The sequence below is a fragment of the Burkholderia sp. MSMB1072 genome, from assembly GCF_001524725.1.
Taxonomy (GTDB): domain Bacteria; phylum Pseudomonadota; class Gammaproteobacteria; order Burkholderiales; family Burkholderiaceae; genus Burkholderia.
On sequence record NZ_LOYC01000047.1, the window covers coordinates 1 to 26,252 of the forward strand.

20 protein-coding genes and 2 pseudogenes are annotated in these 26,252 nt (G+C 60.3%); 12 read left to right on the forward strand and 10 right to left on the reverse strand.

The features are described 5' to 3' along the window. Positions 1–341, forward strand: a pseudogene (locus WS89_RS34295) (ParA family protein); the annotation flags it as partial. 17 nt (positions 342–358) lie between these two features. After that, a complete protein-coding gene (locus WS89_RS33040; RefSeq protein WP_082741951.1) occupies positions 359–1,021 on the forward strand; it encodes a RelA/SpoT domain-containing protein in 663 nt (220 codons plus the stop codon). A gap of 243 nt (positions 1,022–1,264) precedes the next feature. On the opposite strand, the gene WS89_RS33045 is transcribed toward WS89_RS33040, so the two are convergent. Continuing rightward, a complete protein-coding gene (locus tag WS89_RS33045) occupies positions 1,265–3,823 on the reverse strand; it encodes an ATP-binding protein (RefSeq protein ID WP_179949884.1) in 2,559 nt (852 codons plus the stop codon). A gap of 624 nt (positions 3,824–4,447) precedes the next feature. Here WS89_RS33045 and WS89_RS23120 point away from each other — a divergent pair. Next, positions 4,448–4,744 carry a hypothetical protein gene (locus WS89_RS23120; protein ID WP_059793954.1) on the forward strand — a complete coding sequence of 99 codons (297 nt, stop codon included), beginning with the start codon at positions 4,448–4,450 and terminating at the stop codon, positions 4,742–4,744. 203 nt (positions 4,745–4,947) lie between these two features. On the opposite strand, the gene WS89_RS23125 is transcribed toward WS89_RS23120, so the two are convergent. The 3 genes from WS89_RS23125 to WS89_RS23135 all read right to left on the reverse strand — a co-directional run bounded on the left by WS89_RS23125 (position 4,948) and on the right by WS89_RS23135 (position 8,560). Beyond that, positions 4,948–6,189 carry a metal-dependent hydrolase family protein gene (locus WS89_RS23125; RefSeq protein WP_059793758.1) on the reverse strand — a complete coding sequence of 414 codons (1,242 nt, stop codon included), beginning with the start codon at positions 6,187–6,189 and terminating at the stop codon, positions 4,948–4,950. 12 nt (positions 6,190–6,201) lie between these two features. Then, positions 6,202–7,518, reverse strand: a complete 1,317-nt coding sequence (locus WS89_RS23130) for an MFS transporter (RefSeq protein ID WP_059793760.1) — start codon at positions 7,516–7,518, stop codon at positions 6,202–6,204. Positions 7,519–7,648: 130 nt separating this feature from the next. Further along, entirely contained in the window at positions 7,649–8,560 is a 912-nt protein-coding gene (locus tag WS89_RS23135; RefSeq protein WP_059793762.1) for a LysR substrate-binding domain-containing protein, read from the reverse strand. A gap of 197 nt (positions 8,561–8,757) precedes the next feature. Between WS89_RS23135 and WS89_RS23140 the strand changes: the two genes are divergently transcribed. From WS89_RS23140 to WS89_RS33050, 6 genes and pseudogenes are all read left to right on the forward strand, one after another. After that, entirely contained in the window at positions 8,758–9,168 is a 411-nt protein-coding gene (locus tag WS89_RS23140; protein WP_059501399.1) for a TIGR02594 family protein, read from the forward strand. 160 nt (positions 9,169–9,328) lie between these two features. Further along, positions 9,329–9,946: pseudogene (yfcF, locus tag WS89_RS23145) on the forward strand (glutathione transferase); the annotation flags it as partial. 884 nt (positions 9,947–10,830) lie between these two features. Next, positions 10,831–13,494: a type VI secretion system Vgr family protein gene (locus WS89_RS23150; protein WP_059793766.1), complete on the forward strand. Its 2,664-nt coding sequence runs from the start codon at positions 10,831–10,833 to the stop codon at positions 13,492–13,494. 61 nt (positions 13,495–13,555) lie between these two features. Further along, positions 13,556–15,409 (forward strand): esterase/lipase family protein, encoded by a 1,854-nt coding sequence (locus tag WS89_RS23155; protein ID WP_257128214.1) that lies wholly within the window; start codon positions 13,556–13,558, stop codon positions 15,407–15,409. Positions 15,410–15,411: 2 nt separating this feature from the next. Then, on the forward strand, positions 15,412–16,470 hold the full coding sequence (locus tag WS89_RS23160) for a T6SS immunity protein Tli4 family protein (protein ID WP_257128215.1): 1,059 nt from the start codon (positions 15,412–15,414) through the stop codon (positions 16,468–16,470). Between the two features lie 13 nt (positions 16,471–16,483). Beyond that, the gene (locus WS89_RS33050; protein WP_082741953.1) at positions 16,484–16,771 is read left to right on the forward strand and encodes a PAAR domain-containing protein; all 288 of its coding nucleotides are present in this window, start codon (positions 16,484–16,486) and stop codon (positions 16,769–16,771) included. Between the two features lie 288 nt (positions 16,772–17,059). Here WS89_RS33050 and WS89_RS23165 read toward each other — a convergent pair whose 3' ends face one another. The 5 genes from WS89_RS23165 to WS89_RS23185 all read right to left on the reverse strand — a co-directional run bounded on the left by WS89_RS23165 (position 17,060) and on the right by WS89_RS23185 (position 22,718). Continuing rightward, complete coding sequence (locus WS89_RS23165; protein WP_059793773.1) at positions 17,060–18,496, reverse strand: efflux transporter outer membrane subunit; 1,437 nt, start codon at positions 18,494–18,496, stop codon at positions 17,060–17,062. 15 nt (positions 18,497–18,511) lie between these two features. Next, positions 18,512–20,086 (reverse strand): DHA2 family efflux MFS transporter permease subunit, encoded by a 1,575-nt coding sequence (locus tag WS89_RS23170; protein ID WP_059793775.1) that lies wholly within the window; start codon positions 20,084–20,086, stop codon positions 18,512–18,514. A 13-nt stretch (positions 20,087–20,099) separates the two neighbouring features. Further along, positions 20,100–21,194, reverse strand: a complete 1,095-nt coding sequence (locus WS89_RS23175; RefSeq protein ID WP_059793776.1) for an HlyD family secretion protein — start codon at positions 21,192–21,194, stop codon at positions 20,100–20,102. 64 nt (positions 21,195–21,258) lie between these two features. Next, positions 21,259–21,690: a MarR family winged helix-turn-helix transcriptional regulator gene (locus WS89_RS23180; RefSeq protein ID WP_059793779.1), complete on the reverse strand. Its 432-nt coding sequence runs from the start codon at positions 21,688–21,690 to the stop codon at positions 21,259–21,261. 107 nt (positions 21,691–21,797) lie between these two features. Further along, positions 21,798–22,718: a LysR family transcriptional regulator gene (locus WS89_RS23185; protein WP_034205335.1), complete on the reverse strand. Its 921-nt coding sequence runs from the start codon at positions 22,716–22,718 to the stop codon at positions 21,798–21,800. 92 nt (positions 22,719–22,810) lie between these two features. Here WS89_RS23185 and WS89_RS23190 point away from each other — a divergent pair, with 92 nt between their 5' ends. From WS89_RS23190 to WS89_RS23200, 3 genes are all read left to right on the forward strand, one after another. After that, positions 22,811–23,239: a MarR family winged helix-turn-helix transcriptional regulator gene (locus WS89_RS23190; protein ID WP_059501340.1), complete on the forward strand. Its 429-nt coding sequence runs from the start codon at positions 22,811–22,813 to the stop codon at positions 23,237–23,239. 197 nt (positions 23,240–23,436) lie between these two features. After that, positions 23,437–24,684 (forward strand): aconitase X, encoded by a 1,248-nt coding sequence (locus WS89_RS23195; protein WP_059793780.1) that lies wholly within the window; start codon positions 23,437–23,439, stop codon positions 24,682–24,684. Further along, complete coding sequence (locus tag WS89_RS23200; protein WP_059793782.1) at positions 24,677–25,126, forward strand: aconitase X swivel domain-containing protein; 450 nt, start codon at positions 24,677–24,679, stop codon at positions 25,124–25,126. Before WS89_RS23195 ends, WS89_RS23200 begins: the two co-directional genes overlap by 8 nt. 22 nt (positions 25,127–25,148) lie before the next feature. Here the strand turns inward: WS89_RS23200 and WS89_RS23205 are convergent, their stop codons facing one another. After that, positions 25,149–26,228: an AraC family transcriptional regulator gene (locus WS89_RS23205; protein ID WP_059793784.1), complete on the reverse strand. Its 1,080-nt coding sequence runs from the start codon at positions 26,226–26,228 to the stop codon at positions 25,149–25,151. Positions 26,229–26,252 lie beyond the last annotated feature (24 nt).

A 26,252-nucleotide genomic window follows, 5' to 3' on the forward strand; every position in this document is an offset into this window, starting at 1 on the left:
CCACGAAGCCATGGAATTTGGCTACGGCGCATTACAATTATGCAATGCAAATACCAGGAGCGATTGAGGAGTTCGTGCGCCCCGAGATCCGAGAACACCTATCGTTAGAAGAATTGTCTCAGCCGGTTGGCGAGACCGCAGTTATGCACACACATAACACTCTTCCGAACATGGCGCAAAAATACCACGCTCCGATCTGGAAAATACCAAAACTAAAAGGCCTTGATTCGGCGGATGCAAATACTATCGGAGGAAATCGGCGTGCATACGAGGATACCAAGGCGGACTACGAAATGTTCGCCAAGGCCTTGCTGCTGAGAATGAAGTCGTTGAATTCTTGAATTGTCGGTGGCTTGCCATGAAGAAAAAAGAGCTGCAGTCGATTCTTGAGCATTTCGATCAGACCAAGCATGATTTATCCATCTTCATGCATGGTGTTCATAGCTGGTTTGAACGTCACGAAGCCCTCACTGCTCCGCCGCTTCCGATTGTTCATTCAGTTAAATCGAGAATAAAAAATAGAGAGCACCTGGAAGAAAAAATTAAAAGAAAGATGGTGGATGGTGTTATAACAAAAGAAAATCTATTCTCTCGGATAACTGACTTGGCGGGGGTTCGTGTTCTTCATCTTTATCAAGATCAGTTTAGAGTCATAAATCAACTAATTCGAGATAAGCTGTATATTCAAAAGGACTGGGTCTTGTACGAGGTTCCGAAAGCTTACACTTGGGATCCAGAGTCTCGCGTTTTTTTTGAATCTCTTCAAATACCTGTTGAAATCAAGGCTAGTCACTATACGAGTGTGCATTATGTAGTAAGGCCGCGAGAAGATTCGCCATTTTGCTGTGAAATTCAAGTGAGGACATTGTTTGAGGAGATTTGGGGTGAGGTTGATCATTCGCTGAACTACCCCAACCCATCTCAAGTTCTTGCATGCCAAGAACAACTGAAAGTTCTGGCAAAGGTCGTCGGCGCAGGAAGCCGGTTGGTGGATTCTATCTATAGAAGCAGCCGCACTTAATGTGGCTCATCAATTAATCGCCTCGTGAGTCTGCTTATCTCGGGCCATGTGAAATCACCGTAAGCGCGGACTCGCTCGATGGGTGCTGCCGCAACGATCGATTAGCCGTCTTCAGACGGCTTCTGAACCTTGTGGATTCAACCCATCGATGCAACGCCCCTTGTTGTTATACAACTTCAAGTAAATCACATCAACTAAGATCGCCAATTGTCATATGATACAAGAAAGGAGTTTTCGTGGAGGTTAGGCAGCTGCCTCCCTGATGCTCTCCTTTATAGGAGCGAAAAGTTTAATGAAAGGTCCTGCTCCGTTGCTTGACGCCTGTACTTCCTCGAACGCACGGTCAACCAACGCCGCCCGGTCACGAAGCAAATTTCGCAGCTCCATATTACGTCCCTGCCGACGATTCTGAGACTTATATAAAGTTGACCAAGTCTTAGCAAGGCGGTCGAAAACTCGCCAGCGATGGTCGCCTCGTTTGATCGCGAGCAATACTTCATCAAGTAGTGCGGGAATTGCATCTTCTCCATCGGACGATTCAATTGTCGAAAAAATTGCATCATGCGTGGCATGGAGAATTTCCGCATTCGATGGATTTTTCCTATCGATTGACGCGGTACTTATCGCCGTCCAAATATCATCTGCCGCTCGAGAAAACGATCGAAGCGCCAGCTCCGGAGACCTTGCAGTTTGCTGCTGGCTTCCTAACTGAAAATTCGCAGCCGCTCGTTTGAACTGCCAATCATCACTAGGCTGTATTGAGTTAGATAATGCCAAATCACAGACGTCCGCAGCCCCGACCCAGTGTTTCAATGACATTTCCGCGTCATACCACAGACCGAACAGAAGTGGTTTCCGGTTTCCGCCATGATAGGCTTTGCGTGCAGCCACACGTGCTTCACTCGCCCGTTTGGGAAGCGTAGAGATAAAGCAGCGTGCTTGCAGTACGTACAAGTCAGCGTGGTAACGGGTTTTACGCTGAGCGGCGACTACTGTTTTTAACGCGCTGGCAACGTCTGACGCTCGTAAGAACGCAAGCGCCTCATTGATCGCTGCAGCCACGATCTGATTGTTCCTCTGAGTTTTAATCTCCGCATCGTGTCGGCGAAGCGAGCGAACATGTGCCTCGAATTTAACGTGATCAGGAACAAGAGTCGTTTTTATGGTTTGTATAACGCTTTGTGTAGCGTTGGAAACCTCAAATCGGGGTTCTGTTGAAATCGGTGGCGCATATACAAGAAATAGTGAGGACAGTTCGTCTAATGAATCGCTAATGGTTTCGCCAGTATAACTCGTTGCCTCTTCCAACTCTGTGCGTGAGCAATTTCTTAAGATTGACGCGGCGAACAGAACGCGTCTAGCCTCTTCCGGTAGCGCTTCGATTTCGCGCTTCAATGCTGCTGCGCGAGCTTCATTTCCGGATTTGTCTTTCCATTCCTTAATTGCGGAATAGAATGGAACTCCGCGTCGCACTAATCGATACAGTGATTCGACAAAAAGAGGTGATCCTTTGGTAGTGTCTCTCAAGGACCGAATTTCCGGTTCTTTCAGCTCAGGACCCTTGTATCGCTCTCGGAGAGTTGCGACATAGTCAAGAAATTCTTGCCCCGCAAGCCCTTCCAGCTCGATTGTTAAGTCCGTGGAGAATGAGAGATTGCGCCGGGTAGTCAGTAGAAATCGGGAGCCTTGACTTCCAAGCTGCCAAGCGAGTTCCATAACCCGCTTCTGGTCATTTAACGACAGCGAGTCTACGTCATCGATGACAAACAATGTCGGCACAATAGCAATCGCTTCCCGAAGAAACGATTGCAGCAATCTTTCGTCTGCCCCATCGATTTCTTCTTCACGAATGGCGCATTCTCGACAAAGAACAACCAACAGCTCTTTATAATTGCTGTAGTGGGTTTCGGGGACACCGATGAAATCATTTTTATCCCCCGAGAATTGCTGCTTCTTAGCAGTTACCCACGTAACACGCTCTATGTTGGGAGGCGAGACGCGGCATATCCTTTCGCAAAATTCGTAAGCAATTGACGTTTTTCCCAGTCCGCCTTCGCCAGCAAGGACTTTTGCATACGAGAATTGATCGGATAGCCATGTCCATAGCTTCCTCAAAACGTCGATTCTCCCGACAAACTTGGGGCAAATGAAATTCCTGTCTGGGAGATTGTGAGGAAGTGGGTTCGAAACCTCACTAAACATATCGAAGAGGCGAGTCGAATCAACGTAAGGATTTTGCCGAGGGCTGTACAAAAACTCGAACTCGTCGCCGCGCGCCATGCGCGTATTGTCCCCCGACCTGAAGACCACATCGCCCGATTCAAATATGAGACCTTTCTTCTCTATTGCTGGGCCGTTCTTCCCAAATGCTACCGGTTTGGCGCCCGGTACCCGCTTTGGCACATATATTGAGAATCCGTCACACCCCTCCACCGTGAAGCGATGGACAGAGATGTTGATATGGGATCCCGTATAGCTAAATATTTTATCTTTTACTTGCTTTATGTCGAGCTGGGATGAATCAAATCCCTTCATCTCAAAAAATTGATCGGATGTTACTTCGGAAACTCCCACTATTAAATAGCCTCCGAAGGTATTGTGGAGTGCAACAATATGCTTAATTCCTTTGGCTAGTGCGATGGCATCGCCAAAAGAAGATTCCTTGTAGTCAACAAGTTCGCATTCTATTGCGCAAAAATTAATGCCGTGATGCAATAAGGCGATCACATCATCATCATTCTTGCCACGATCTAAAAAGTCACTGATCCGTCGGCGTATTTCTTCTATCTCAAAGGTAGCCATGGCCCCGACCATAATTTATTTGATTTATGCACTATAGCTCATCTGAGCCTGACCTGCCTCACCATAGAATCACTGGCATTGAGGAAAATATATCATACTATAGGCGGCGCTCCATTAACGAAATCGCTGTTGGCAGGATTGGGAGGGCATCCGAGTTACTCTCCGGTTGTATTCGCTATGGCGCGCCGGCGACCGGACCGGCTGCTGTATATCGCAAAGCCACCACTGATGAAGGAGGCGCCCAAGGGCCAACGGGTCAGTAACGGTCAACTCTATCTGCTGCGTTTTTTAGCGATCTCGATGAACATGCAGCAACGTAACCTGACGAATTCGCAGCGTTCGTCTTGTGTTGCGCACACACGTATGCCTAACGGCCAATCCCCCTCAATTCCTTAATTCAGAGATACCAGCCCGACTACACTGGTCACGAAGCCTTGCTTCTCACCGTCGGGAATTGACCGCGGCCCCCCTCCGCACCGATGGTCGAAAAATCGATCTTGCCACCAAGGCTCAGCGAAGAGGGGAGAAAGAAAGGAAAACCCGAGGCAACAAAAAAGCGCGGGCCGCATGGGCGGCAACCCATACGACCCGCTGACCACCACCAACTCAATACAGGAGTCGGAAATGGCTGACACCAATACTAAGCCACGTCGTAGAAAGAACAAACCCGTCAACATGCAGAAGACGTTTGAGCTGGTCCTTCGCAACTACCCGGACCTTCCCAAGCGAGGCAGGCCGTACCTGCCGTGGATGAAGGCGATCGATATCAATTTCAAGATCTTCGGATTCAAGCCGGGCGACCGTGTGTACCTGAGGGTCTGCGATGCCAATCGGACGATCACGATCACGCCGGACTACGGTCAGTTGGCGCTGCGAGAGCAGCCATACCACGATCCTGATTGGGTACCGCCGCCGCTATAACGCCTGCAAGGGTCGCTTGACGTGGCTCTAGCGAGTGGAACGCAGGCGTTTCTCGAATGCGATTGACCGCCGGGGCGACACAGCCCCGGCCATTGCCGCGAACGTCGCGATTCACACGTCCGGCGACTTTCAACAACTGTCACGACGCAAGGCCCGGAAGGCCGCACCGCGCCTGCAGAAATAGCCGAACGAACGGCCTCACATCACCGCGCGCCAGCCCGCCGCTTCACAACCGCTCCCCGCTGCAACACATACTCGATCCGCGCCAATTCATCAGCCACGACCCCGATATCCTCGAGCGGATTCCCATCGAGCACGACGAGGTCCGCGATCGCCCCCACCGCAACCACCCCAAGCGCTCCCGTCATATTGACGATCTCCGCCGCCACGGTCGTCGCCGACCTGAGCGCTTCCAGATTCCCAAGCACCTCCGCCCGAATCCGAAACTCCCCGCACTGAAACGCATGCATCTCGCCGAGCAGATCCGACCCGAACCCCATCTTCACGCCTGCCTTTGCATAGATCTCAAGCGATTCACGTCCTTTCTGCTGCACAGAAGCCACTTTCGCGATGGAGTCCGCCGGCATCCCGAACTCAGCCCCATGTTGAGCCAGCGCGTCATAAGTCACCAGCGTCGGCACCACGAACGCCCCCCGCTCATGCATGAGCATCGCAGCCGCTTCATCCACGAGATTCCCGTGCTCGATCGTCCGCACGCCGCATCTTACGGCCCGCGCAATCGCCCGCCCCGTATACGCATGGGCCATCACATAAGTATTCGCAGCTTCGGCCTCGTCGACGATCGCCCGAATCTCGTCCTCCGAATACTGCGTATTCGCAATCGGATCAGTCGGCGAAGCTACGCCACCAGAAGCCATGATCTTGATCTGCGTCGCGCCTTTCTGAATTTCTTCACGCACCGCGAGCCGCACACCTTCAACGCCGTCGACCACCCGCGCAATCTCCCCCGTCCGAAAGCAACACGAACAAGGCTCCAGCAAATCCCCCCGAGGCCGAAAATCCCCATGTCCGCCGGTCTGCGACAACGCCTTCCCCGACGGAAAAATCCGCGGCCCCGGAATCAGCCCCGTCTCGACCGCCTGCATCAGGCTCCAATCCGCGCCCCCGGCATCCCGCACGCTGGTAAACCCCCGCGACAACATCGCATCGAGAATCGGCAGCGATCGAATCGCCGCGAGAATATTCGGCTGCGTCGCATTCGCGCCCAGGTTCGCATTCGACGCCAGCACATGCACATGGCAATCGATGAACCCCGGCATCACGGTCTTGCCACGCACGTCGATCACCTGCGCATTCGGCAAATCCACCGGCCGATCGGTGACTTCGACGATCCGCTCGCCTTCGATCACGACATGATGATGTTCGAGCAACACGCCTCGTTCGAGGTCGAGCATGTTGCCGCCTTGAAGCACGGTAATGGTCATGGGAAAAAATCCTTATCGATTCGTTGCGGCCGCACGCTTCGCATCCCTCACGAAGCGCGTGCCGACGAAGCTGACGGCCGCCGCGAGCATCACGTAGAACGCGGGCGCCATGTTGCTGCCGGTGCGCGCGATGAGCCACGTGATCAGGAACGGCGCGAACCCGCCGAAGATCGTCACCGCGAAGTTGTACGCAACGGATAACCCGGTCGACAGCACCTTGGTCGGAAACAGCTCCGCGAACGCCGCGAGGATCGGCCCCGTATAGCTCGCAATCAGCACGCCGAACACGGCCTGGAACACGATCAACGACGCGAACCCGGGCGCATGGTTGATCCATGAGAACATCGGCCACGCCAGCACGAGGATCGCGAGCGCCGAGCCGGACAGGAACACGCGCCGTCCCCACGCGTCGGCGAGTCGCCCGACGATCGGCGAGCAGCACATGATCATCAGCCCGCCGACCATGCCGGCCGTGAAGCCGATCGATTGCGGCAGATGCAGCGTGCGCACGGAATAGGTCGGCATGTAGAACAGCAGCACGTAGGTGCAGACGGTCCACAGGATGACCATCGAGAAACTCGCGAACGTCTCGCGTGGATACGTGTGCAGCACTTCCTTCAGCGGCGAGCTTTCCTTCGCTTGCGATTCGACGGCGCTGAACGCGGGTGTCTCGTCGATATGGCTGCGAATGAAGTAACCGACCGGCCCGACGATGATTCCGAGCAGGAAGGGCAGCCGCCAGCCCCAGCTATGCAGCGCCTGCGTGTCGAGCGAGGTCGTGACGAACGTGCCGGTCGCCGCACCGAGCAGCACCGCGAAGCCGATGCTCGACTGGATCCAGCTCGAGTAATACGCGCGCTTCTCCGGCGGCGCGTATTCGGTGAGGAACGCGGTGGCGCCGCCCATCTCGCCGCCGGCCGAGAAGCCTTGGAGCAATCGCGCGACGACGATCAACAGCGGCGCGGCGATGCCGGCCTGTTCGTAGGTGGGCGCGATCCCGATCAGCGCGGTGCCGGCCGCCATCAGCAGGATCGTCAGCGACAGCGCGGCCTTGCGGCCTGCCTTGTCGGCATAGACGCCGAGCACGATGCCGCCCACCGGCCGCATGAAGAAGCCCACGCCGAACGTCGCGACGGTGAGCAGCACGGACGTCAGTTCGTTGCCGGTCGGGAAGAACAGCTTCGCGATGATCACCGCGAAGAAGCTGTAGACGGTGAAGTCGAACCATTCGAGACCGTTGCCGATCACGGTCGCGACGATGGCGCGGCGGCGCTGTTGCACCGCCGCATCGACGGCAGGCGCGGCGCGCGGAGAAAGCGTTCCTTGCATGGTCTCTTCCTTGGTCAGAAGACGGGACGGCTGCCCCGCACGAATCCCATGCTAAGGAACGCCGGATTTTTTTCTGAAACGAAAGATTCGCATGCAGGCATGCGCTGCACGCATGCGTCGCGCCCGGTATTCAGGACGCGATCTGCTGCTCCGCCTGTTCGAACAGCCAGCGGGTGAACAGGCGGGCGGCCTGGTTCTGCGCGCGGTCGTTCGGCGAGATCACGTAATAGCCGCCGCCGTGGCTCGCGGACGCGTCCGTCACGCGCACGAGCAGGCCGGCGTCGATGCATGCGTCGATCATGTAGCGCCAGCCGAGCGACACGCCCTGACCGAGAATCGTCATCTGCACGATCTGCGGATAGGAGTTGATCGTGATGTCCTGCGGCTGCGCCTTCTGCCGGTCGACGTCGTTCAAGTCGAACCATTCGGACCACGACATCCATTGGCGCTGGCCGTCTTCGAGGCGCAGCAGCGTTTCGTTCGCGAGATCGGCCGCGTCGAGCGTGCGGCCGGCCAGATAGCCGGGCGCGCAGACGGGGAACACTTCTTCGTCGAACAGACGGCGTGCGGTGTATTCGGCCGGCGCTTGCTGGCGCACGTAGTAGACGCCCACGTCGAATTCCGCGGGCGACATCGAGGCAAGGCCGTCGCGCACGATCAGGCGCAGCTTGATGTTGGGATACGTGGCGCGAAAGTGCGGCAGCCGCGGTGTGAGCCAGAGCAGCGCGACGCCGGACGAGCACGCGATCGTCAGTTCGAGATCGCCGTACGGTTTCATCACGTCGTGCGTGGCTTGCGCGCATTGCGTGAGCAGATGGTGGACTTGCGCCGCGTATTGCTCGCCGGCGATCGTCAGCCGCAGCGAACGGTGTTCGCGAACGAACAGCGAGCGGCCGAGGAATTCCTCGAGCTGCTGGATCTGGCGGCTGATCGCGCTTTGGGTCAGGTGCAGTTCGGCGGCGGCTTTCGTGAAACTCGCGTGCCGCACGGCGGCTTCGAACGCGATGAGGCACTGAAGGGGCGGCAGAGGCGTGATGCGCATGGCGGTTGGCGGAGTCGATGGCGCTGCCGACATGATACGGGCGCGCTCGACGAAAATCGCACCCTGCAAAGGGCGCTGTGGATTCGTTCTATTCGTGCGAAGATTGCGTGAAACGACACCGACACGTGCCCGAGAACGACGTGACCCTATCGAACCCTGAGAGCAAAGTGAAAGCCGCCGACGCCCACCCGCCCTGGATGCCCGTCGCGCTGGCCGAACTCGGCATTCGCCGCCATCCGCCGGGCAGCATCAACCCGCGCATCGTCGAGTACAACAACCAGACGAACCTGGTCGGCTACGACGACAAAATCTCCTGGTGCTCGTCGTTCGTGAACTGGTGCATGGTGCACGCCGGATTCCGCGGTACAGGCTCGGCGTTGGCGCGCTCGTGGCTCGAATGGGGCAAACCGCTGGAGCGCCCGGTCTACGGCTGCATCGCGATCCTGACGCGCGATGATCCGGCGAGCTGGAAAGGGCACGTCGGTTTCTACCTGCGTCACGACGCCGAACATGTGCATCTGTTCGGCGGCAATCAATTGGAAGAGGTTCGCGAGCTTGCGTACCCGTTGCATGAAGTAATCGGGTACCGTTGGCCGGCCACCGAATGATCGCGCAGCGGCAGCGCAAACAAAACACCCAACGACACCTTTCCCGCCGCTGCTAATCTGTCGAATACGCTCCGCAATGGCCCACCCGTAGCCCGTCGGCGCGCGAACCCGTAGTCGCCGATCTCCGCACCCACAAGGACCCAGCAGTGCAACCGGTAATCTTCGTCTCTACGCGGATGCGCAATACACGAGCCCTTACGCGATGTCGGTGTTCGTCGCACTCGAGGAAAAATCGCTGCCTTACGAACTGGTGACCCTCGATCTCGGCAACCGCGCGCATTTCGCGCCCGACTATGCGGCGACGTCGCTGACACAACGCGTGCCGACGCTCGTGCACGACGATTTTGCGCTGTCGGAGTCGTCGGCGATCACCGAGTATCTCGACGAAACATTTCCGGGCACGCGGCTTTATCCGGCGGAGCCTCGCCAGCGTGTGCGGGCGCGGCAGGTGCAGGCGTGGCTGCACAGCGACCTGATGCCGATCCGCACGGAACGGTCGACCGAAGTGCTGTTCTACGGGCCGTCAAGCGAGCCGCTGTCGAGTCTCGCGCAGGCCGCCGCGCAGAAGCCGTTCGCGGCTGCCGACAAGCTGCTCGCGCCGGGCGCGGCGAACCTGTGCGGCGAATGGAGCATTGCCGACGTCGATCAGGCGGTGATGCTGAACCGTCTGGTGCTGAATGGGGATCCGGTGCCGCAGCGCCTTGCCGACTACGCTCGTGCGCAGTGGGAGCGGGCGTCGGTGCAGCGCTGGGTGAAGCTGAAGCGGCCGCCACTGTAACTTGAACAGGGTCATGCTTGCTTAAAGGTGTGGACAGGTTCAATCTTACTCGCCGACTACAACCAAGCACTCAGTCTACTCATGTAAAACCCACTGTCCGAACGGGGGCGGCTGCGCCGCCCGCCCAAAACTATAAAGAAACAAGACTAAAACTGCCGGAAACTGGACTGGATATTTGGTTTTGACAAAAGCCGGGGCGTTTGGAGGCGTTGCGTTTTTTGGGCGGCCGTTAATGATTGGGCAAGGCTTGTGGCCAGATTTCGTGCAGCGGGAGTGGCATGTCGGGCAACCCACACTCAACGACGTATCGACTAGCGCACTCGCCGACCGGTACACGGTGTTCCATCTCGCTCGATGGCCCAGTCAAGCGCAACGCGAGTAGCTACCGGGTCTCCTGAAAAGCGTTTTAGAGTGGTGCCAACACACCGTGCCCAACATCGGTTGCTCGATTTAGTAGCACATTCAGCGTGCGCATATGAGCCGCATCGCGCAGAAGACCACTGCTTACAGACAAGCTGCTGCGCGCGCCGGCAATGAGTGACAGCCGACTCCGAAGGATTTAACAATTTTTAAGGGGCGTTGGCGGTAAATCCGCTATCATCACTATGATTTGATATTTGCCGCGCACCGTCATCCAATTCGCTCGGATACGGTGCGATATCCGAGCGAGGATTAGAGTAAAGATTCGAGATATTTTTGTGGCTGTTAGGGTTTTGTCATATTCGACGTAAACTGTCGGCCGCTACGGGGCATTTGATGTATAGGCAGGGGTACTACATTATCGCGATTATTGCGATAATCGCATGGGCGCAAGCGCTCGACGTCGCTGTCGCGTTTGCGCGAGGTAACCACCGCCCCATCCAAAAACCAAAAGGGCATGCAGTATGGGCCACAGCACGTTATACCAAGCCTTGCGTCTCGGGGACGCACAGTACAATCGCCTCGTCAAGCTCGATACGCCGCTTGGTGTGGACTGGCTACTGCCACTGTACGTCAAGGGATCGTCTCGACTCGGGCGAGACTACGAGTTCATCGTGGATACAGTATCGGCGCGCGGTTCCCAGATTAAACTAGACGCGCTGATCGGAAAGGGGATCACGCTCTGGATCCAGCAGTCCAATGGTGCGTACATGCCGATTCATGGTTACGTACACCAATTCAGCCGGACCGGTGCGGATGGTTCGCTAACCTATTTCCGCCTACGCTTCTCGTCATGGTTGTATTTTCTCCGGTTGCGACGCGATATGCGTGACTGGCAAGAGAAAAAGGGCGACGAGATTCTCGCGGACGTCTTCAACGAGCACTCGCAAGCGCGCGGCTCATTTCGATTTGAGTTGCGCCGCCCTTTGCCGAATTATTCCAACCGCGTTCAATGGGAGTACGATATTAACTTCGTACACCGAACGTTGGAGGAGAATGGCACCTTCTTCTATTTCGAGCAGGCGCCGAATGGTCGCGCCCACTCGATGGTATTGATCGACGACTCGTATTCCCTGCCTGAACTGCGGCAGGCCACGGTCCAGTTCGGCCGCTCGGCTATTGGTGAAGAGGCTGATGGCTTTATGCAGTGGAAGGAGCAGCTACAGATTGAAAGTGCTTCGCTAACGCGTCGCTCGCCGGACTATATGCGTCCGGATCTTCCGCGCGAAGTGCAAGGCGACACCGACATCCACAACACTTTGCCGACCGACGGCGAGATATACGAATATCCCGGTTCCTATGGTTGGTCGGATTCGGACCATGGCGAAGCGCAAGCAAGGGTCCGCCTCGAAGAACGTCGATCGCGGATGAAGCGATTCCACGGATCTGGCGGGTTGCGCTGCGCTATGGCGGGCTACCGGTTCGAGCTGCAGGGCCACCCTCTTCACGATGCCGGGCCAAAAGAAGAGCGGGAGTTTGTCCTGATCGGTGTCGACTGGCTGATCCGCAACAATCTTCCGGGAATGGACGACGTTACCGATGTCGCCGAAAGCCTCGCCGGCGAGCTTGCCAACGCTAGGACGGGGGCAACCGTCGTGCACGTCGACGGAAGCGCGGGCTTCTATCACGTGAGTGTAGAAGCGCAACGACGCGATGTTCCATACCGCAGCCCCCTTGAGCACGCCAAGCCAGTGATGCAGTTACAGAGCGCAATCGTCGCCGGACCCGCGAAAGAAGAGGTATATACCGACGAGCTCAACCGAGTAAAGGTATGGTTCTTTTGGAACCGTCGTGATGAGCGCACAGAGCGCGCATCGATCTGGGTGAGACCGTCGTTTCCGGATGCGGGCGCGATGCGCGGGGGCGTCCACCCTCTCCGCAAGGGCGACGAGGTCGTCGTTGGCTTCATGGAAGGAGATTGTGACCGCCCCGTGATTATCTCGCGCATGTACGGCGGCGCTACGAAGCCGGTTTGGCATACCAACGGCCTCCTTTCCGGCTTTCGGTCAAAGGAGTACGGCGGCGGTGGCTTCAATCAGTTGGTGATGGACGACTCGACTGGCCAGAGCCGCGTGCATCTGTACTCGACGAGCTACGATTCGCATTTGCACCTCGGCTATCTGATTCAACAGAAAGACAACACGCGCGGCGCTCTTCTAGGTAACGGATTCGACCTCAAGTCGACCGCTTACGGCGCTATTCGAGCCGGCCAAGGCCTGTACGTGTCCAGCCATCCGGCAGCCGACGAGCAACCGCTGGCGGTTGATCAACCGACCGACCAGTTCAGTCGATCCCAACTGCTGATCGAGTCCCTATCGAACGCAAGTACTACCGCCCAAGCGGAATCATTGGAGGACGGCGAGAAAGCGCTTAAGGATTTTGTCTCGGCCACCCGCCAACCGCTGACTGGCCCGACCGGAACTGGAGGCCGCACGGATGGCGGCGGCACCGGTGAAGCGAACGGCTTCAGCAAGCCCGTCGTGCTGATCGCAAGTCCGGCCGGCGTCGCGGTTTCGACACAAAGCAGCGCACAACTCTCCGCCGACAGGCAACTCACGCTGATGAGCGGCGAGACAACGAGCGTTGCCGCCGGCAAGTCGCTTGTCGCTGCTGCTGTCGAGAAAATCAGCCTGTTCGTCCAGAAGGCCGGCATGAAGCTGTTCGCGGCCAAAGGCAAGGTCGAGATCGCAGCGCAATCGGATGCCCTGTCACTATTTGCGGACCGAGATATCACCGTCACGAGTAATCAGGGTCGAGTGACGATCGAAGCGAAGGCCGAGATCATCTTGAAGTGCGGCGGCTCCTATATTCGCCTGAACGCCGATGGAATCGAAGACGGGACGCGTGGCGCGCGGACCATTAAGTCTGCGGCATTTAGCCGTCAGGGCCCGAGCTCCGTGGCAGAACACATGAACAGTTTGCCCAAGACGGCCTTTAACGACCCCTACATCCTGCACAACAAGATCACCGGGGAAGCACTTGCGAACCATCCGTACGAGATTGTGCGTGGAGATGGCACGGTCATCAGCGGCACAACCGACGAGCTTGGAAGGACTGCGGTGCAGCGAAGCCACGACGTCGAGAATGTCCAGATCCGAATTCTCCCGTTCCCCAGCTCCGGTTTGTAGAGCGCTCAATGTGCGACGAGCCGCACGCCGCTGACCGAACGACTGAATAAGAGAACCAGGTATGAGCAATAGCAACGGTAGCAATGCCGAAAAACCCGACGCGGTGACGTTGAATGCGACCCATGGAGCCGACGGAAAGCAATGCACAAACGCGACACTGACGCCCGACTCGGATTGGCGGAATAAGATCGTTCACTGCGATCCGCGACCCGCGATTCCGGTCATTTTCATTCCGGGGGTCATGGGATCAATCCTGGTCAGCAAAAAGACAGGGGAAGAGGTATGGTCTCCGCCGAACAACCTGGCCTCCAAGGGCATTTTCGCTGCCCATACGTATTTTTTTCAGGACAACAACGACAAGCAGAAGAACTACGATCCCACCGAGGCGGTTGTCTCCCCAAGGGGGCGTGTGAATGCCAATGGATGTGACATAGGAAACGATGAGGCACGTCGACGTGGTTGGGGCAGCGTCCATATGGACAGCTACCACTCATCACTTGCGTGGCTCGAAAAACAGCTAAATCACCCGTATTACAACGGCCAAATCTCCGGCTATTGGGTTGCACCAGATAAGAATGGTCAAGATTTCGCTGTTCAACCGCTACTTGGCACCGACCCAAAAGCATACGGTGCCTTTGGAGCAGCGGCGGACATCATCACAGCCGACTCGGAAAAGTTCAAGAAATTTGCTAAATACCGCTATCCGGTCTACGCCATTGGTTACAACTGGCTCCAGTCAAACGAAAAATCAGCGTCCGATGTCGTCAACGGCGTTGACTGCGCCAACCCGAAGAACGGGAAAAAGCAGCGGCTGATGGGGATCAAGGAGATCTGCGCGGAGAATAAAGTGACGAAAGCAATCATCATCACCCACTCCATGGGTGGTCTGGTTGCACGGATGGCGTGCGTTCTTGCGAATAACGATGGCTTGATGCACGGCGTTATCCACGGTGCGCAGCCTGCGACCGGGGCGCCACTTGCCGCGCGCCGGTTTCGCGCGGGCGGACAGGGTGAAGATGCCTTGGCGAACAAGCTCCTAGCCGGATTTAGCGCCCACGAGTTCCTGGCAATTACCGCCAACGCTCAGGGACCACTGGAATTGCTGCCGATGCCTGATTATCACGGGTCCGAGCCGTGGTGGATCTTCCAGAATATGAAGCGCCAAACCGTGATGTCGCTACCGCGGCCGGGGGACACAATCTCGCTCTACAGCACGACGAACTGGTATTCATTGGTCCCCGATCAATCGCCCTCCGTCCTCGATCCTGCCGGCATCACGCAAGAGCGGTTGAAAACTAACTCCCCTGGAATCTCTGTCGCCCAGGAATTCAGGTCTACGATGGTGGAAGTCGTTAAGCGACAAACGAAGCTGGTCAACAGGTACCATAGGAACACGTACGCGTTCTATGGAAACGGAATACTGGACCAGAACCAGAAGGAAGCGTTCAAGGACGCCCGGACCGGGATGACGGTTCACCTTCCGAAGAGAGTCGAACGCAGCGAAGACGCCTATACGCTTCGGACGTTTGGTAACGTGATCTGGCAAGGTGACTTTCCCCAAGGTGTCACCGAGGCAGATGTGATCAACGCAAAGCTCTTGAGCGACGACGGCGTTGGTACGATTCGTATCTCGGTGAAGGATACGGCGGTGACGCTGACCGCGATGAAGAAGTCCAAAGATGACCGTGATGCTCTAGCGCACGGCTTCATTCCTGGCGACGGGACTGTCCCGTCATGGTCGGGTGAAGCAGTTGCCCGCGGCCTCAAGCCGGGCATACCAGGGGGTGTCGCAGAGGGTGTGCAAGTCGCCTTCGAGCAGCGTGGTTTCGACCATCAAGGCTGTTTCGGCCATCCTTGGGCTCGGTGGGCGACCTTATACAGTGTAGTGAAGATCGTGAAGTCGATACAAACGTGAGCATGGGAAATTTGATCCGTCGAATTCATCGCAGCATTCTTCCGCTGGCGATCGCAACGCTTGGCGCGGTCGCCTGTACACCGCAGAAACCATCGGAGTCCTCTATGTCTCAACCGGTTATGATCGACACTCGTCCTTGGTGTATTGGTCGATTTGCGGTCGATCTTCCCCGCACGGCCGACGTGTACGTCCAGGACTACAAGTACATGGGCTATACCATTGAGCCCGTCTCCAACGTTAGCAAGTCTGAGTTTGACAGTCGCGTCAGCAAGCGGGAACAGGAACTGCGCACGCTAATGCGTGAAGATCCGCACAAGGCATTCGCGCCGACGAAGACGCCGTGGCTACATCAGACCGTCGAGCCGAGTGCAGCTTCCCGGCTCTTTATCTACGGTCGTTACGACGACAGGCCTGAGGATCTCGTCTATGACGTTGAGGGCTATGCTGAAGCGAACGACACGTTGTTCGTCTTGAAGAATCGATTCGGTGCGACCTACGATCAATCGGCAATCTCGAACGCCTCCGAAATTCTGAAGAACATCAAACCGAGGTCGGATTGGGACGTTCCGTCCGATGGCGCCTTCTGTTTCCGAGGCGGAGCGATCAGTGGGAAGCCGTTGCCCGGGTTCGACGCCTCGATCGCTGCGCGCCTGGTCCACGGGCGTCCATCGAACCTTATTGTGACAATGCGGGAATCTGCCGAAGGAGATCGGAAAAATACGACCCTGGATCGGCTATCGAAAGACGACGCCACTCTCAAACAATACGCAGGAAATGTGGATGTACTTCGCAAAGGAACTCGCGACTTTGCCGGTATGAAAGCCGCTGAGTTCGCCGTGCATATCCAGGGCGACGGCATCCACGCCTATCACTTCTATTTGCTTTCTCCCGGTGTTCCAGGCGATCTGTCGAAGCCAAACCTGACTATCCAACTGCTTTTCGGCGCGGCGCCCGACGATGGCACGCCCCCCTCAGAGGCAACGTCTCCCGTCAACCAGGCAGAGGCCATGCAAGCGTGGGATTCGATCCTTGCGAGCTTCCACTATCGCGGTCCGAAGTGATCAGGACTCGACCATGAAACGCTTCGATATCGTCAAGGGAGATACCACGACTACGGGCGGTGTCGTGCAGGGGGGAGACTCTGGCGACCTCCTGAATGGTCGAGAGCAGGCCTACGAAAACGATCCGGTCATGTGCCCCGCCTGTGGCTCAGTCGGGGTGATCAAATGCGATGGTCCACGCCACTCGATGACTGGTCCTGATGGGCGCCAGGCCGCTCTAAGCGATGACCTTTGCATCTGCAAGTGCGTACCGTCTCCAAAACTCATAGCGTCGCAGTCGACCTCGTACACGGAGGCATAGAAATCGGGACGAGCGTAACTTCCCTTGGATTTCGTTGGTTGATGGTGCGGATGTCCAGTGTCGCTTGACCAGACAGTCGCGGCGAGGACTGCCGTTATCGCCTTGGTAGCAGCCCTCTGGGTCTCGGAGGGTCCGGTTGTCTGTCGTCAAGCGAGCACATTAGGTGAACATCCTCTCGGAACTTGCCGGCATTCGAGCTTGTCGTGCGCGCTGGGTGGCTGCTTCAGCATACTAGCTCGTCGAGCTGTGCGGGTCATCCGCGGCCAGCATCCGTATCAGGCATCGGCTTCAGTTCTTCGCGACCGCCTCCACCTCCGTCCCACCCGCCCCCTCATTCCTGCTCCACCCACCCCCAAGCGACCGATACAACGCAACTGCTGCGAGCGCATGCTCGCGCTTGACCTGATTGAGCGAATCCGAATCGCGCAGATAGACCTCCTGCGCCGACAGCACGTCCAGAAAATCCGTCGCACCGCCCTTGTAAAGCTGATTCGCCAACCCAAGCGCTTTATCGGAAGCCGCCAATGCGCTACCCAGCCTCCGCGTCGCCTCGTCGGAACTGACGAGATTCGCGCGCGCATCCTCGACTTCCCGCAACGCTTGCAGCATCGTCTGCCGTAATCCGAGTTCCGACTCGCGCATCCGGCTTTCGCTCTGCGAGATATCGGCGGTAATCCGTCCCGCGTTGAAGATCGGGCTCGTCGCACTCAGCGCCGCGCTGAAGAGGTTATCGGTCAACGTCGGCAACCCGAGATACGAAGCCGCCAGAATGCCGTCCGTCAGGTTCAACGAAAACTTCGGATAGCGCTCGGCCTTCGCCACGCCCACTTGTGCCGCACGCCGCTCGACTTGAGCGTAGGCAGTCAGCACATCGGGCCGCCGCAACAACGCTTGCGAAGGCAACGTCCCCGGCACACCGACCGGTGGCGCCGGAATCTCCCCGGCCTGCGCCAGCACGAGCCGATCGACCGATTCCGGCGTCCGCCCCGAATACACGGCGATCAGATTGAGCTGATGCGATATCTGCGCCTGCGTCGGCGGAATCCTGGCTTCGAGCGCATCGAGCTGGTTCTGCGCACGGGTCACGTCGAGTTCCGTCGACAGTCCGAACGCCTGTCGCTTGCGCGTGAGTTCGAGCGCATGCTGCCGAATCCTCGCGTTGTCCTGCAGGATTTTCAATTCCTGCTGCGCCCAGCGCAGATCGACATACGCGGATGCCGCATCGGCCGCGAGCGCGAGCCGCATCGCATCTTCTGCATGCTTCTGCCCGACCAGCTCCGCTCGAGCGGCCAGCAAATCGAGCCGTTCGCCGCCGAACACGTCGGGCGACCAGCTCAGTGCGAGCCCCGCACCCGCCTGCCGCACATAGCCGAGCGGGGGCGGTGTGTTCTGCCGCGCGTCGGCCGCATGGGCGGTCGCGTCGAGTTCGGGCAGCAGCGCCGCGCGCTTCTGCACGGTCAGCGCCTGCGCCTGCTTCACGCGTTCGGCGGCGGCTTGCAGATCGAGGTTGCCGTCGAGCACGGTCGCGATCAACCGGTCGAGCACGGGGTCGTGGAATTGCGCCCACCAAGCGGCGGCGTCGATGTCCGCGCGCGGCACGTCGGTATCCCATGCGGTGGGCGCGAGCGTCCGAACCGATTCGTTCAACGCCGGATGTTGCGCGGGCTGCACCGCACACCCTGCGGCGAATGCGCTGATGGCCAGCGCGACGAGTAGCTTCTTCATGATGATCCTTTGGCCTCAGTGCGCGTCCGGCGGCGGCGTATTCAACGTAATGGGTTTTGAAAACACGACGGCAAGCAGCGCGACGACGAAGCACAGCGACAGTGCGTAGTACGCATCCGCATAGGTGAGCGTCAGTGCTTCGCGATAGATCAGCCGATGCAGGTTCGCGAGGCCGGCCTGCGCGGTATTCAACGTATTGCCGGCCACCGATCCCCAGTACGCGGCCTGGCGATCGAGCAGCGATGCGACCTGCGGTTCGCCGGCGCTCACGTGCTCGTTCAGCCGCAGGTAATGAAAATTCAGCCGGTCGTTGAGCATCGTCGCGCTCACCGCGATGCCGATCGCGCCGCCGAGGTTGCGCATCAGGTTGAACAACCCGCTCGCCGATTTCAGTCGAGACTGCGGCAGCGAGCCGAGCGCCATCGTCACGATCGGCGGCACGCTGAACTGCTGGCCGATGCCGCGCAGCGCCTGCGGCAGCAGCAATTCCCGCCAGCCCCAGTCGTGCGTGATCGGCGTGTACAGGTAGCAGCCGAGGCCGAAGCAGATCAACCCGAACACGAGCAGCGCACGCATGCTGAAGTAGCGCGCGGCGAACGCATACGCGCACAGCGCGATCAACTGGAACGCGCCGACCGACAGCAGCGCGATGCCGATCTGCAGCGAGCTGAACGCACGCACCTGCGCGAGGAACAGCGGCGTCAGGAACACGGTCACGAAGATCCCGATTCCGGTCACGAACGACAGCAGGCTGCCGATCCCGAAGTTGCGCACGGCGAGCGCGCGCAGGTCGACGATCGGATCGTCGGCGGTCAGTGCGTGCACGATGAACAGGAAGCCGCAGATGCCGGAGATCCACGCGCAGATGACGATCGCGTCGTCGCCGAACCAGTTCTTGCGCGGGCCTTCTTCGAGTACGTATTCGAGGCAGCCGAGGAAGCCGGACATCAGCGCGATGCCGAGATAGTCGCCGCGCTTGATCAGGGTGAGGTCGGGCTCGTCGATATGCACGTAGCGCGGTACGAGCGCGGCCACCGCGATGCCCGGCACGAGGTTCAGGTAGAACAGCCAGTGCCACGACCATTGGTCGGTGATCCAGCCGCCGATCACCGGGCCGATCGCCGGCGCGAGCGACGCGAGCGCGCCGATGGTCGTCGACGCGATCAGTCGCTGCTTGCCGGGGAACAGCACGAACGCGGTGGTGAACACGGTCGGGATCATCGCGGCGCCGAGCGCGCCCTGCATCCCGCGGAACAGGATCATCGAGTCGATGTCCCACGCGAGCCCGCACAGCATGCTGGTGATCGTGAAACCGACGGCCGATGCGACGAACAGCCAGCGCGTCGACATCACCTTCGACAGCCAGCCCGACATCGGGATCACGATGATCTCGGCGATCAGGTACGCGGTCTGCACCCACGACAATTCGTCCTGGCTCGCGGACAGCCCGCCGCCGATGTCGCGCAGCGACGACGCGACGATCTGGATGTCGAGGGTCGCCATGAAGAAGCCGACGCACATCAGCGCGAACGCGAACACGCGCTGCTTCGTCGGTTGCGACGCGGGGTCGCCGGAAAACGCGGTGGTCATCGTCGGCTCCCGCTTAGTGCTTGTGGTCGGTATGCACGGTCACGACCGCGGACAAGCCGGGGCGCAGCACTTGCTCGATGCCGGGCTGCGGATCGAGATGCACGCGGACGGGCACGCGCTGGACGATCTTCGTGAAGTTGCCGGTCGCGTTCTCGGGCGGCAGTACGCTGAAGGTCGCGCCGGTCGCGGGCGCCAGGCTGTCGACGCGGCCGTGCAGGCGCGTGCTCGACGCATCGAGCGCGACGTCGACGCGATCGCCCGCGCGCATCTTGCGCAACTGGTCTTCCTTGAAGTTCGCGTCGATCCACAGGCCGGACGCGGGCACGACGGTCAACAGCGGCACGCCGACGTTCGCGAGCATCCCGACGCGGCCCGTGCGGTTGCCGACGTAGCCGTCGACCGGCGAGCGGATCGTCGTGTATTCGACGTTGAGCGCCGCGACGCGCTGCGCGGCGAGCGCGGTGTTCACGCGGGCGCGCGCATCGGCGAGTTGCGCGCCGAGCACGTCGAGCTGCCGCTTCGAGGCGAGCAGCGCGGCGTCGCTGCGCTCGACGGCCGCGCCGGCCTTCGAGTAATCGGCATCCGCGCGTTCGACGATCTGGTTCGATACGGCGTCCGACTTCACGAGTTCGCGATAGCGCACGCGGTCCGACGCGGCGCGCGTCAGTTCGGCCGACGACGCGTTCTTGTCCGCCGCGTGCTGGCCGATCACCGCGTATTGCAGTTGCTGCTTCGCCTCGAGTTCGGTCACGGCGGCGCGCGCGCTGTCGACTTCGGCGCCGGCCTGCGCGAGCTTCGCGTCGTAGTCGCGTGCATCGAGTTGCACGAGCACGTCGCCGGCCTTCACGCGCTGGTTGTCGGTCACGAGGATCTTGTCGACGAAGCCGTTGACCTTCGGCGCGAGCACCGTCACGTCGCCGCCGACATACGCGTCGTCGGTGCTTTCCTGAAAGCGCAGCACGAACAGCCAGTCGAGCACGGCGGCCGCGACCACGACGACGACGGCGCCCACTGCGATGCGCATCCACGGCACGCGGCGTTGCTGCTTCGCCGGCCGCTCGGTTGTGGCTGCTTCGCGCGACGAGGCAGCGGCTTGGGTCGTATCCATCGATTCACCTATGTATATGCACTTTTCAAAGCGATCGACGGCACGACGTCGATCGGGGAAGGGGTCAGCGTTCCGGCAGGTTGTGCGTGATCCGGAACAATTCGTCTCTCAGGCGGGCCGCCTGCGTCGGCCCGAAGCACCGCTCGAACGCTTCCTGTGCGGCGAGCCAGTGCACGTGCGCATCGGCCACCTTCGTTTCGCCGTCCGCGGTCAGCGCGAACGTCTGGCCACGGCAGGGCGGCTCGATGCGCCCCGTCACCAGCGCCGCGCCGACGAGCGGCTTGAGCGCGCGCAGCAGCGCGGTGCGTTCGATCACCAGCACGTTCGACAACGTCGCCATCGTCAGGCTGGGCCGGTCGCGCAGCAGCGCGAGGATGCTGTACTGCGACGGCGTGACGCCCGCCCGCGACAGGTAACGCTCGTAGAACTGCGAGATCCGCCGGGCGGCTTGCCGGACTGCGAAGCAATCGTCGTCGGTGAGCGTGGTCTTGTGCATGTGCACATGTTAGGTGGCGGGACGGCGCGAAGCGAGCGGCGCGGCGGGATCAGATTGGTGTCGTGGCTGTACCAATCGGCGCCGGCAACGCGCGTTCGCGCGCCGGGTCAAGCCGCCGCGGGCACGCTCCAGCCTTCGCGGTCGCAATACGCGGCCGTGTAGTCGATGAACGCCTTCACCTTCGCGGGCAGCAGCGCGCGATTCGCGTAGGCGAGCTTGATGTCGACGAACGCATCGACGAGATCGGCGCCTTCCAGCAACTGCACGAGCGCGCCCGACGCGAGTTCGGCTTCGACGAGCGTTTTCGGGACGATGCCGATACCGAAGTCGTGCATCACCATTTCGCGGTTGAACACGGGGCTGTTCGACGAGATGTCGAAACGGAACGGCACGGTGAGCGTGTCGCCGTCGACGCGGAACGACAGCGCGGGGCGGCGCAGCGACGGCGAGATCGGCACGAACGGATGAAGGGCGAGGTCGGCCGGCGTCTCGGGGCGCGCATGCGCGTGCAGATACGCAGGCGTCGCGACGATCACGACCGGAATGCGCTCGATCAGCCGCACGACGGTCGATTCGCTCGTCAGCATGTACGGCACGACGATGCCGATGTCGTAGCCTTCGCCGACCAGATCGACCGGGCGCTCGGTCAGCGTGACGTCGAGGCGCACGTTCGGATGCGCGGTCTTGAAGCCGGCGATCAGCGGCACGAGGCGGTTCAGCGCGGCCGTCGTATGCGCGACGAGGCGCAGTAACCCCTCGGGCTCGCGCGTGTGCGTCTGCGCTTGCGCTTCGAGGGCATCGAGCTCGTCGAGTACGGCCGCGCAACGCTCGTAGATCCGCTCGGCCGTTTCGGTCAGCGACACCTGGCGCGTGGTCCGGTGCAGCAGCCGGCTGCCGAAGCGCGCCTCCAGATCCGCGACCGCACGCGACACGACCGGCCGCGCAAGGCCGTGCATGTCCGCGGCGCGCGTGAAGCTGCGCATTTCCACCACCGACCGGAAGATCCGCAGCTTGTCGATGTAGTCCATGTCCGTCTCCTTGACGCGATGGCCGGCCGCCGGCCAGTGTTACGACGGAGTGTACATTGACTTTATGCATATGCACATATAGATTGCGAAACATGAACGACACCTCGATTGCTCAGACCTGCAACTGCCTCGCGCTGCGCCAGGCGGCGCGCTTCGTCACGCAACTGTACGAGCGCCATCTGGCCCCGGTTGGCGTCACGCCCGCGCAGTTCTCGATCATGGCGAACCTCACGCACCGGCCCGGCCTGGTAATGAGCGAACTCGCCGATACGCTCGTGATGGACCGCACGACCTTGCTGCGTGCGCTGAAGCCGTTGCAACGCGACGGCTTCGTCGCGACGGCTGCGTCCGAGCACGATGCGCGTGCCCATGCGCTCCATCTCACGAAGCTCGGCGAGCGCACGTTCGCACGAGCGAAAATCGCGTGGCAGGCCGCTCAGGACGAATTCGACGCGCAGTTCGGCCGCGATCGCGCGAAGGCGTTGCGCAACGAGTTGTTCAGCCTGACGGCGGAACGCTAGGCGCGGCTGGCGGCTCGCTGTGGCGATCGACTGGTGCGAAAACCGAGCCATTGGTACGGCAGGAAGCGTTTGGTTGTGAAGATTGGTTTTAATGGTGTCCGGTTTTCGAGTGATCTGGACAGTTTTTGTTTCCAGTTGTAGAGTCCTCTGACCCATTTCAGGGCCGGCGCCGCCGGCACGAGTCAGAGGAGCAGTCGATGCTGCAGTTGAGTGACCGCGACGACGCGATGTTGCGCGGGGATTTCGGCGACGGCGTCGCCCGCGCGATGCGAATCGTTGCGCGTACGGCGCACGTGGTGTCCGCGCCGCACCTGATCGACATTACGTCCGCCCACATCGACGGCTGTCTGTATCACGGCCAGGCGAGCCTCGACTTCGTCGACTATTTCGTCGAGACGGGCGCGAAGGTTGCGGTGCCGACCACGCTGAACGTCGGGTCGCTCGACCTGATCCATCCCGAGCTGTACCACGGCGACCGCACGATCCAGCGCGATGCGCAGCGCCTGATGGACGCGCATGTGCTGCTCGGCTGCGAATCGAGCTTCACGTGTGCGCCGTATCAACTGAAGAATCGCCCCGCGATGGGCGAGCAGATCGCGTGGGCCGAATCGAATGCGATCGTGTTCGCGAACTCGGTGCTCGGCGCGCGCACGAGCCGCTACGGCGATTTTCTCGACCTGGCCGCCGCGATCACCGGGCGTGCGCCGTATGCGGGGCTGCATGTCGACGCGAACCGCGCCGCGCGGATCGTGTTCAATGCGCCGGACTTCAGCCGCCTGCCGTCGCGCGACATCTATTTCGCCGCGCTCGGTTTGGCGGTCGGCAAGTTCGCGGGCGCCGTCGTGCCGGCGATCGTCGGGCTGCCGGCGGACACCACCGAGGACGAGCTCAAGGCGCTCGGCGCGGCCGCCGCGTCGAGCGGTGCCGTCGCGCTGTTCCATGCGGTCGGCGTGACGCCCGAAGCGCCGACGCTCGATGCCGCGTTGCACGGGCAGGCGGCGCAACGCACGATCGACATCACGATGGCCGATCTCGACGAGATTCGCCGCACGCTGAATCACGGCGCGGCCGGCGACGCGCTCGTCGCGGTCGCGCTCGGTACGCCGCATTTTTCGCTGGCCGAATTCCGCACGCTCGACACGTTGCTCGACGCGTTCGACGGCCAGCCGGCCTGCGATTTCTACGTGAACACGAGCCGCTTCATTTTGTGGGAGCTGGAGCAAGCCGGTCTCGCGGAGAAATTTGCCGCGCGCGGTGTCCAGATCGTTGTCGATACCTGCACGTACATCACGCCGGTGATGAAGCGGTTGTCGGGGCTGGTGATGACCAACTCGGGGAAATGGGCGTCGTATGCGCCCGCGAACATCGGCGTGACGGTCGCGTACGGCAGCATGCGCGAATGCGTGCGGTCCGCATACGAAGGCAAGGTGCGATTCGATGACTGAAGCGACGGGACAATTCTTGACGGGCGACACGCTCGTGCCGGGCAGCGCGTGTGCGCGCCCGTTCGTTCTCGACAAGCCGCTGAGCTTCTGGGGCGGCTACGACTCGGGCGCGGGCAGGATCGTCGATCGCGGGCATCCGCAGGCCGGCGCGAGCGTGGCGGGCAAGGTGATGGTGATGCCGCACGCGAAGGGCTCGAGCTCGAGCAGCAGCGTGCTCGCGGAAGCGGTGCGCAACGGCACGGGGCCGGTTGCGATCGTGCTGAAGGAGCGCGACCTGATCATCTCGATCGGCGCGATCGTGGCCGCCGAGCTGTATGCGATCGCGGTGCCGGTGGTGTGCGTGAGCGACGATGTGTACGACGCGATCGCCGCCGCTACGGGCGACGTGCGGATCGAAGCGGGCGAGGGGGACGGCGGCGCGCGGATTCATATCGGCCGCTGACGCGCTGCGCGCGTGTTTCGCATCAGTCGCGTGCCACCCCCGCCGCCTCCCGATACGCGCTCGGCGTCTGCCCGGCCCAACGCCGGAACGCGCGCGTGAAATTCGCCGGGTCGGTGAATTGCAGCCGTTCGGCGATCGTCTTCAGGTCGAGATCCGACGCGGCGAGCAACTGCTTGGCGTCGCGAAACCGTGCTTCGTCGAGCAATTGCCGATAGCTCGATCCGGCTTCCTCGAGCCGGCGCCGCAGCGTGCGCGTCGACACGAGCAGCGCGTCGGCGAGCGTGTCCGGCCCCGGATAATCGCCGGCCGCGCGCGCCAGTTCCGCCCGCACGCGCCCGACCAGATCGCCTTCCTCCTGCCGCACCTGCGCATACTCTCGCTCGACCTGCACGAGCGCCTGCCGGTGCGCGACTTCGTCGGCGAGCGGCAGCGGCCAGTCGAGCGCGTCGCGTGCGATCCACAGCGCATTGGCCGCGCAGCCGAATGCCACCGGCGGCAGCGTATCGCGATAGCGCGCGAAATATGCGGGCTCCGGCCACGCGAATTGCAGCCGGATCGGCGGTGACGCGCGCCCCGACCACTGCGAGATATTCTGCGCGAGCCCCGTGAGCACGAATTCGAACATCACGTGATGCTGCAGCACGGGGTTCGCCTGCACGCCGTGCAGTTCGAGCGTGGCGCCGCGTTCGTCTTCCGCATAGGTCAGCCGGTATTGGCGATTGCGCATCCGGAAGTAGCGCTGCGTGACCGACAGCGCTTCGCGGATGTCCCGCGCGGTCAGCGTCGCGTAGCCGAGAAAGCCGTGCACGGTCGGCTTCAGCAGCAGCCCGAATGCGAGCCCGATGCCGGGATCGCCGCCGATTTGGATCGCGTTGAGCACTAGCCGCCCCCATTGCGACGGCGCGACGCGTGCGTCCGGTTCGGCCAGCACCGCGTCGCGCAGGCCCGTGCCCGCACGCACGGCGGCCAGGTCGACGCCGCGTGCGGTCAGCGCCTGCAGCAGCAGGCGCGTATAGGCGACCGGAATCGTCGGCCGGCGCAGCCCGAGGCGATCCTTGCGAGACGGGGAAGTCATGTCGATTTGGCCGGAAATGACAAGCATTATGGCTGTTTGGCCCCTCACGTT

Excerpts from the sequence above, each read along its gene's own strand:
- WS89_RS23195 (WP_059793780.1), top strand. The coding sequence starts at position 23,437 with ATGCTGCAGTTGAGTGACCGCGACGACGCGATGTTGCGCGGGGATTTC.
- WS89_RS23155 (WP_257128214.1), top strand. The coding sequence starts at position 13,556 with ATGAGCAATAGCAACGGTAGCAATGCCGAAAAACCCGACGCGGTGACG.
- WS89_RS23205 (WP_059793784.1), bottom strand. The coding sequence starts at position 26,228 with ATGCTTGTCATTTCCGGCCAAATCGACATGACTTCCCCGTCTCGCAAG.
- WS89_RS23200 (WP_059793782.1), top strand. The coding sequence starts at position 24,677 with ATGACTGAAGCGACGGGACAATTCTTGACGGGCGACACGCTCGTGCCG.
- WS89_RS23180 (WP_059793779.1), bottom strand. The coding sequence starts at position 21,690 with ATGCACAAGACCACGCTCACCGACGACGATTGCTTCGCAGTCCGGCAA.
- WS89_RS23185 (WP_034205335.1), bottom strand. The coding sequence starts at position 22,718 with ATGGACTACATCGACAAGCTGCGGATCTTCCGGTCGGTGGTGGAAATG.
- WS89_RS23160 (WP_257128215.1), top strand. The coding sequence starts at position 15,412 with ATGGGAAATTTGATCCGTCGAATTCATCGCAGCATTCTTCCGCTGGCG.
- WS89_RS23130 (WP_059793760.1), bottom strand. The coding sequence starts at position 7,518 with ATGCAAGGAACGCTTTCTCCGCGCGCCGCGCCTGCCGTCGATGCGGCG.
- WS89_RS33045 (WP_179949884.1), bottom strand. The coding sequence starts at position 3,823 with ATGGCTACCTTTGAGATAGAAGAAATACGCCGACGGATCAGTGACTTT.
- WS89_RS23125 (WP_059793758.1), bottom strand. The coding sequence starts at position 6,189 with ATGACCATTACCGTGCTTCAAGGCGGCAACATGCTCGACCTCGAACGA.
- WS89_RS23190 (WP_059501340.1), top strand. The coding sequence starts at position 22,811 with ATGAACGACACCTCGATTGCTCAGACCTGCAACTGCCTCGCGCTGCGC.
- WS89_RS23140 (WP_059501399.1), top strand. The coding sequence starts at position 8,758 with ATGCCCGTCGCGCTGGCCGAACTCGGCATTCGCCGCCATCCGCCGGGC.
- WS89_RS33050 (WP_082741953.1), top strand. The coding sequence starts at position 16,484 with ATGAAACGCTTCGATATCGTCAAGGGAGATACCACGACTACGGGCGGT.
- WS89_RS23175 (WP_059793776.1), bottom strand. The coding sequence starts at position 21,194 with ATGGATACGACCCAAGCCGCTGCCTCGTCGCGCGAAGCAGCCACAACC.
- WS89_RS23120 (WP_059793954.1), top strand. The coding sequence starts at position 4,448 with ATGGCTGACACCAATACTAAGCCACGTCGTAGAAAGAACAAACCCGTC.
- WS89_RS33040 (WP_082741951.1), top strand. The coding sequence starts at position 359 with ATGAAGAAAAAAGAGCTGCAGTCGATTCTTGAGCATTTCGATCAGACC.
- WS89_RS23150 (WP_059793766.1), top strand. The coding sequence starts at position 10,831 with ATGGGCCACAGCACGTTATACCAAGCCTTGCGTCTCGGGGACGCACAG.
- WS89_RS23165 (WP_059793773.1), bottom strand. The coding sequence starts at position 18,496 with ATGAAGAAGCTACTCGTCGCGCTGGCCATCAGCGCATTCGCCGCAGGG.
- WS89_RS23170 (WP_059793775.1), bottom strand. The coding sequence starts at position 20,086 with ATGACCACCGCGTTTTCCGGCGACCCCGCGTCGCAACCGACGAAGCAG.
- WS89_RS23135 (WP_059793762.1), bottom strand. The coding sequence starts at position 8,560 with ATGCGCATCACGCCTCTGCCGCCCCTTCAGTGCCTCATCGCGTTCGAA.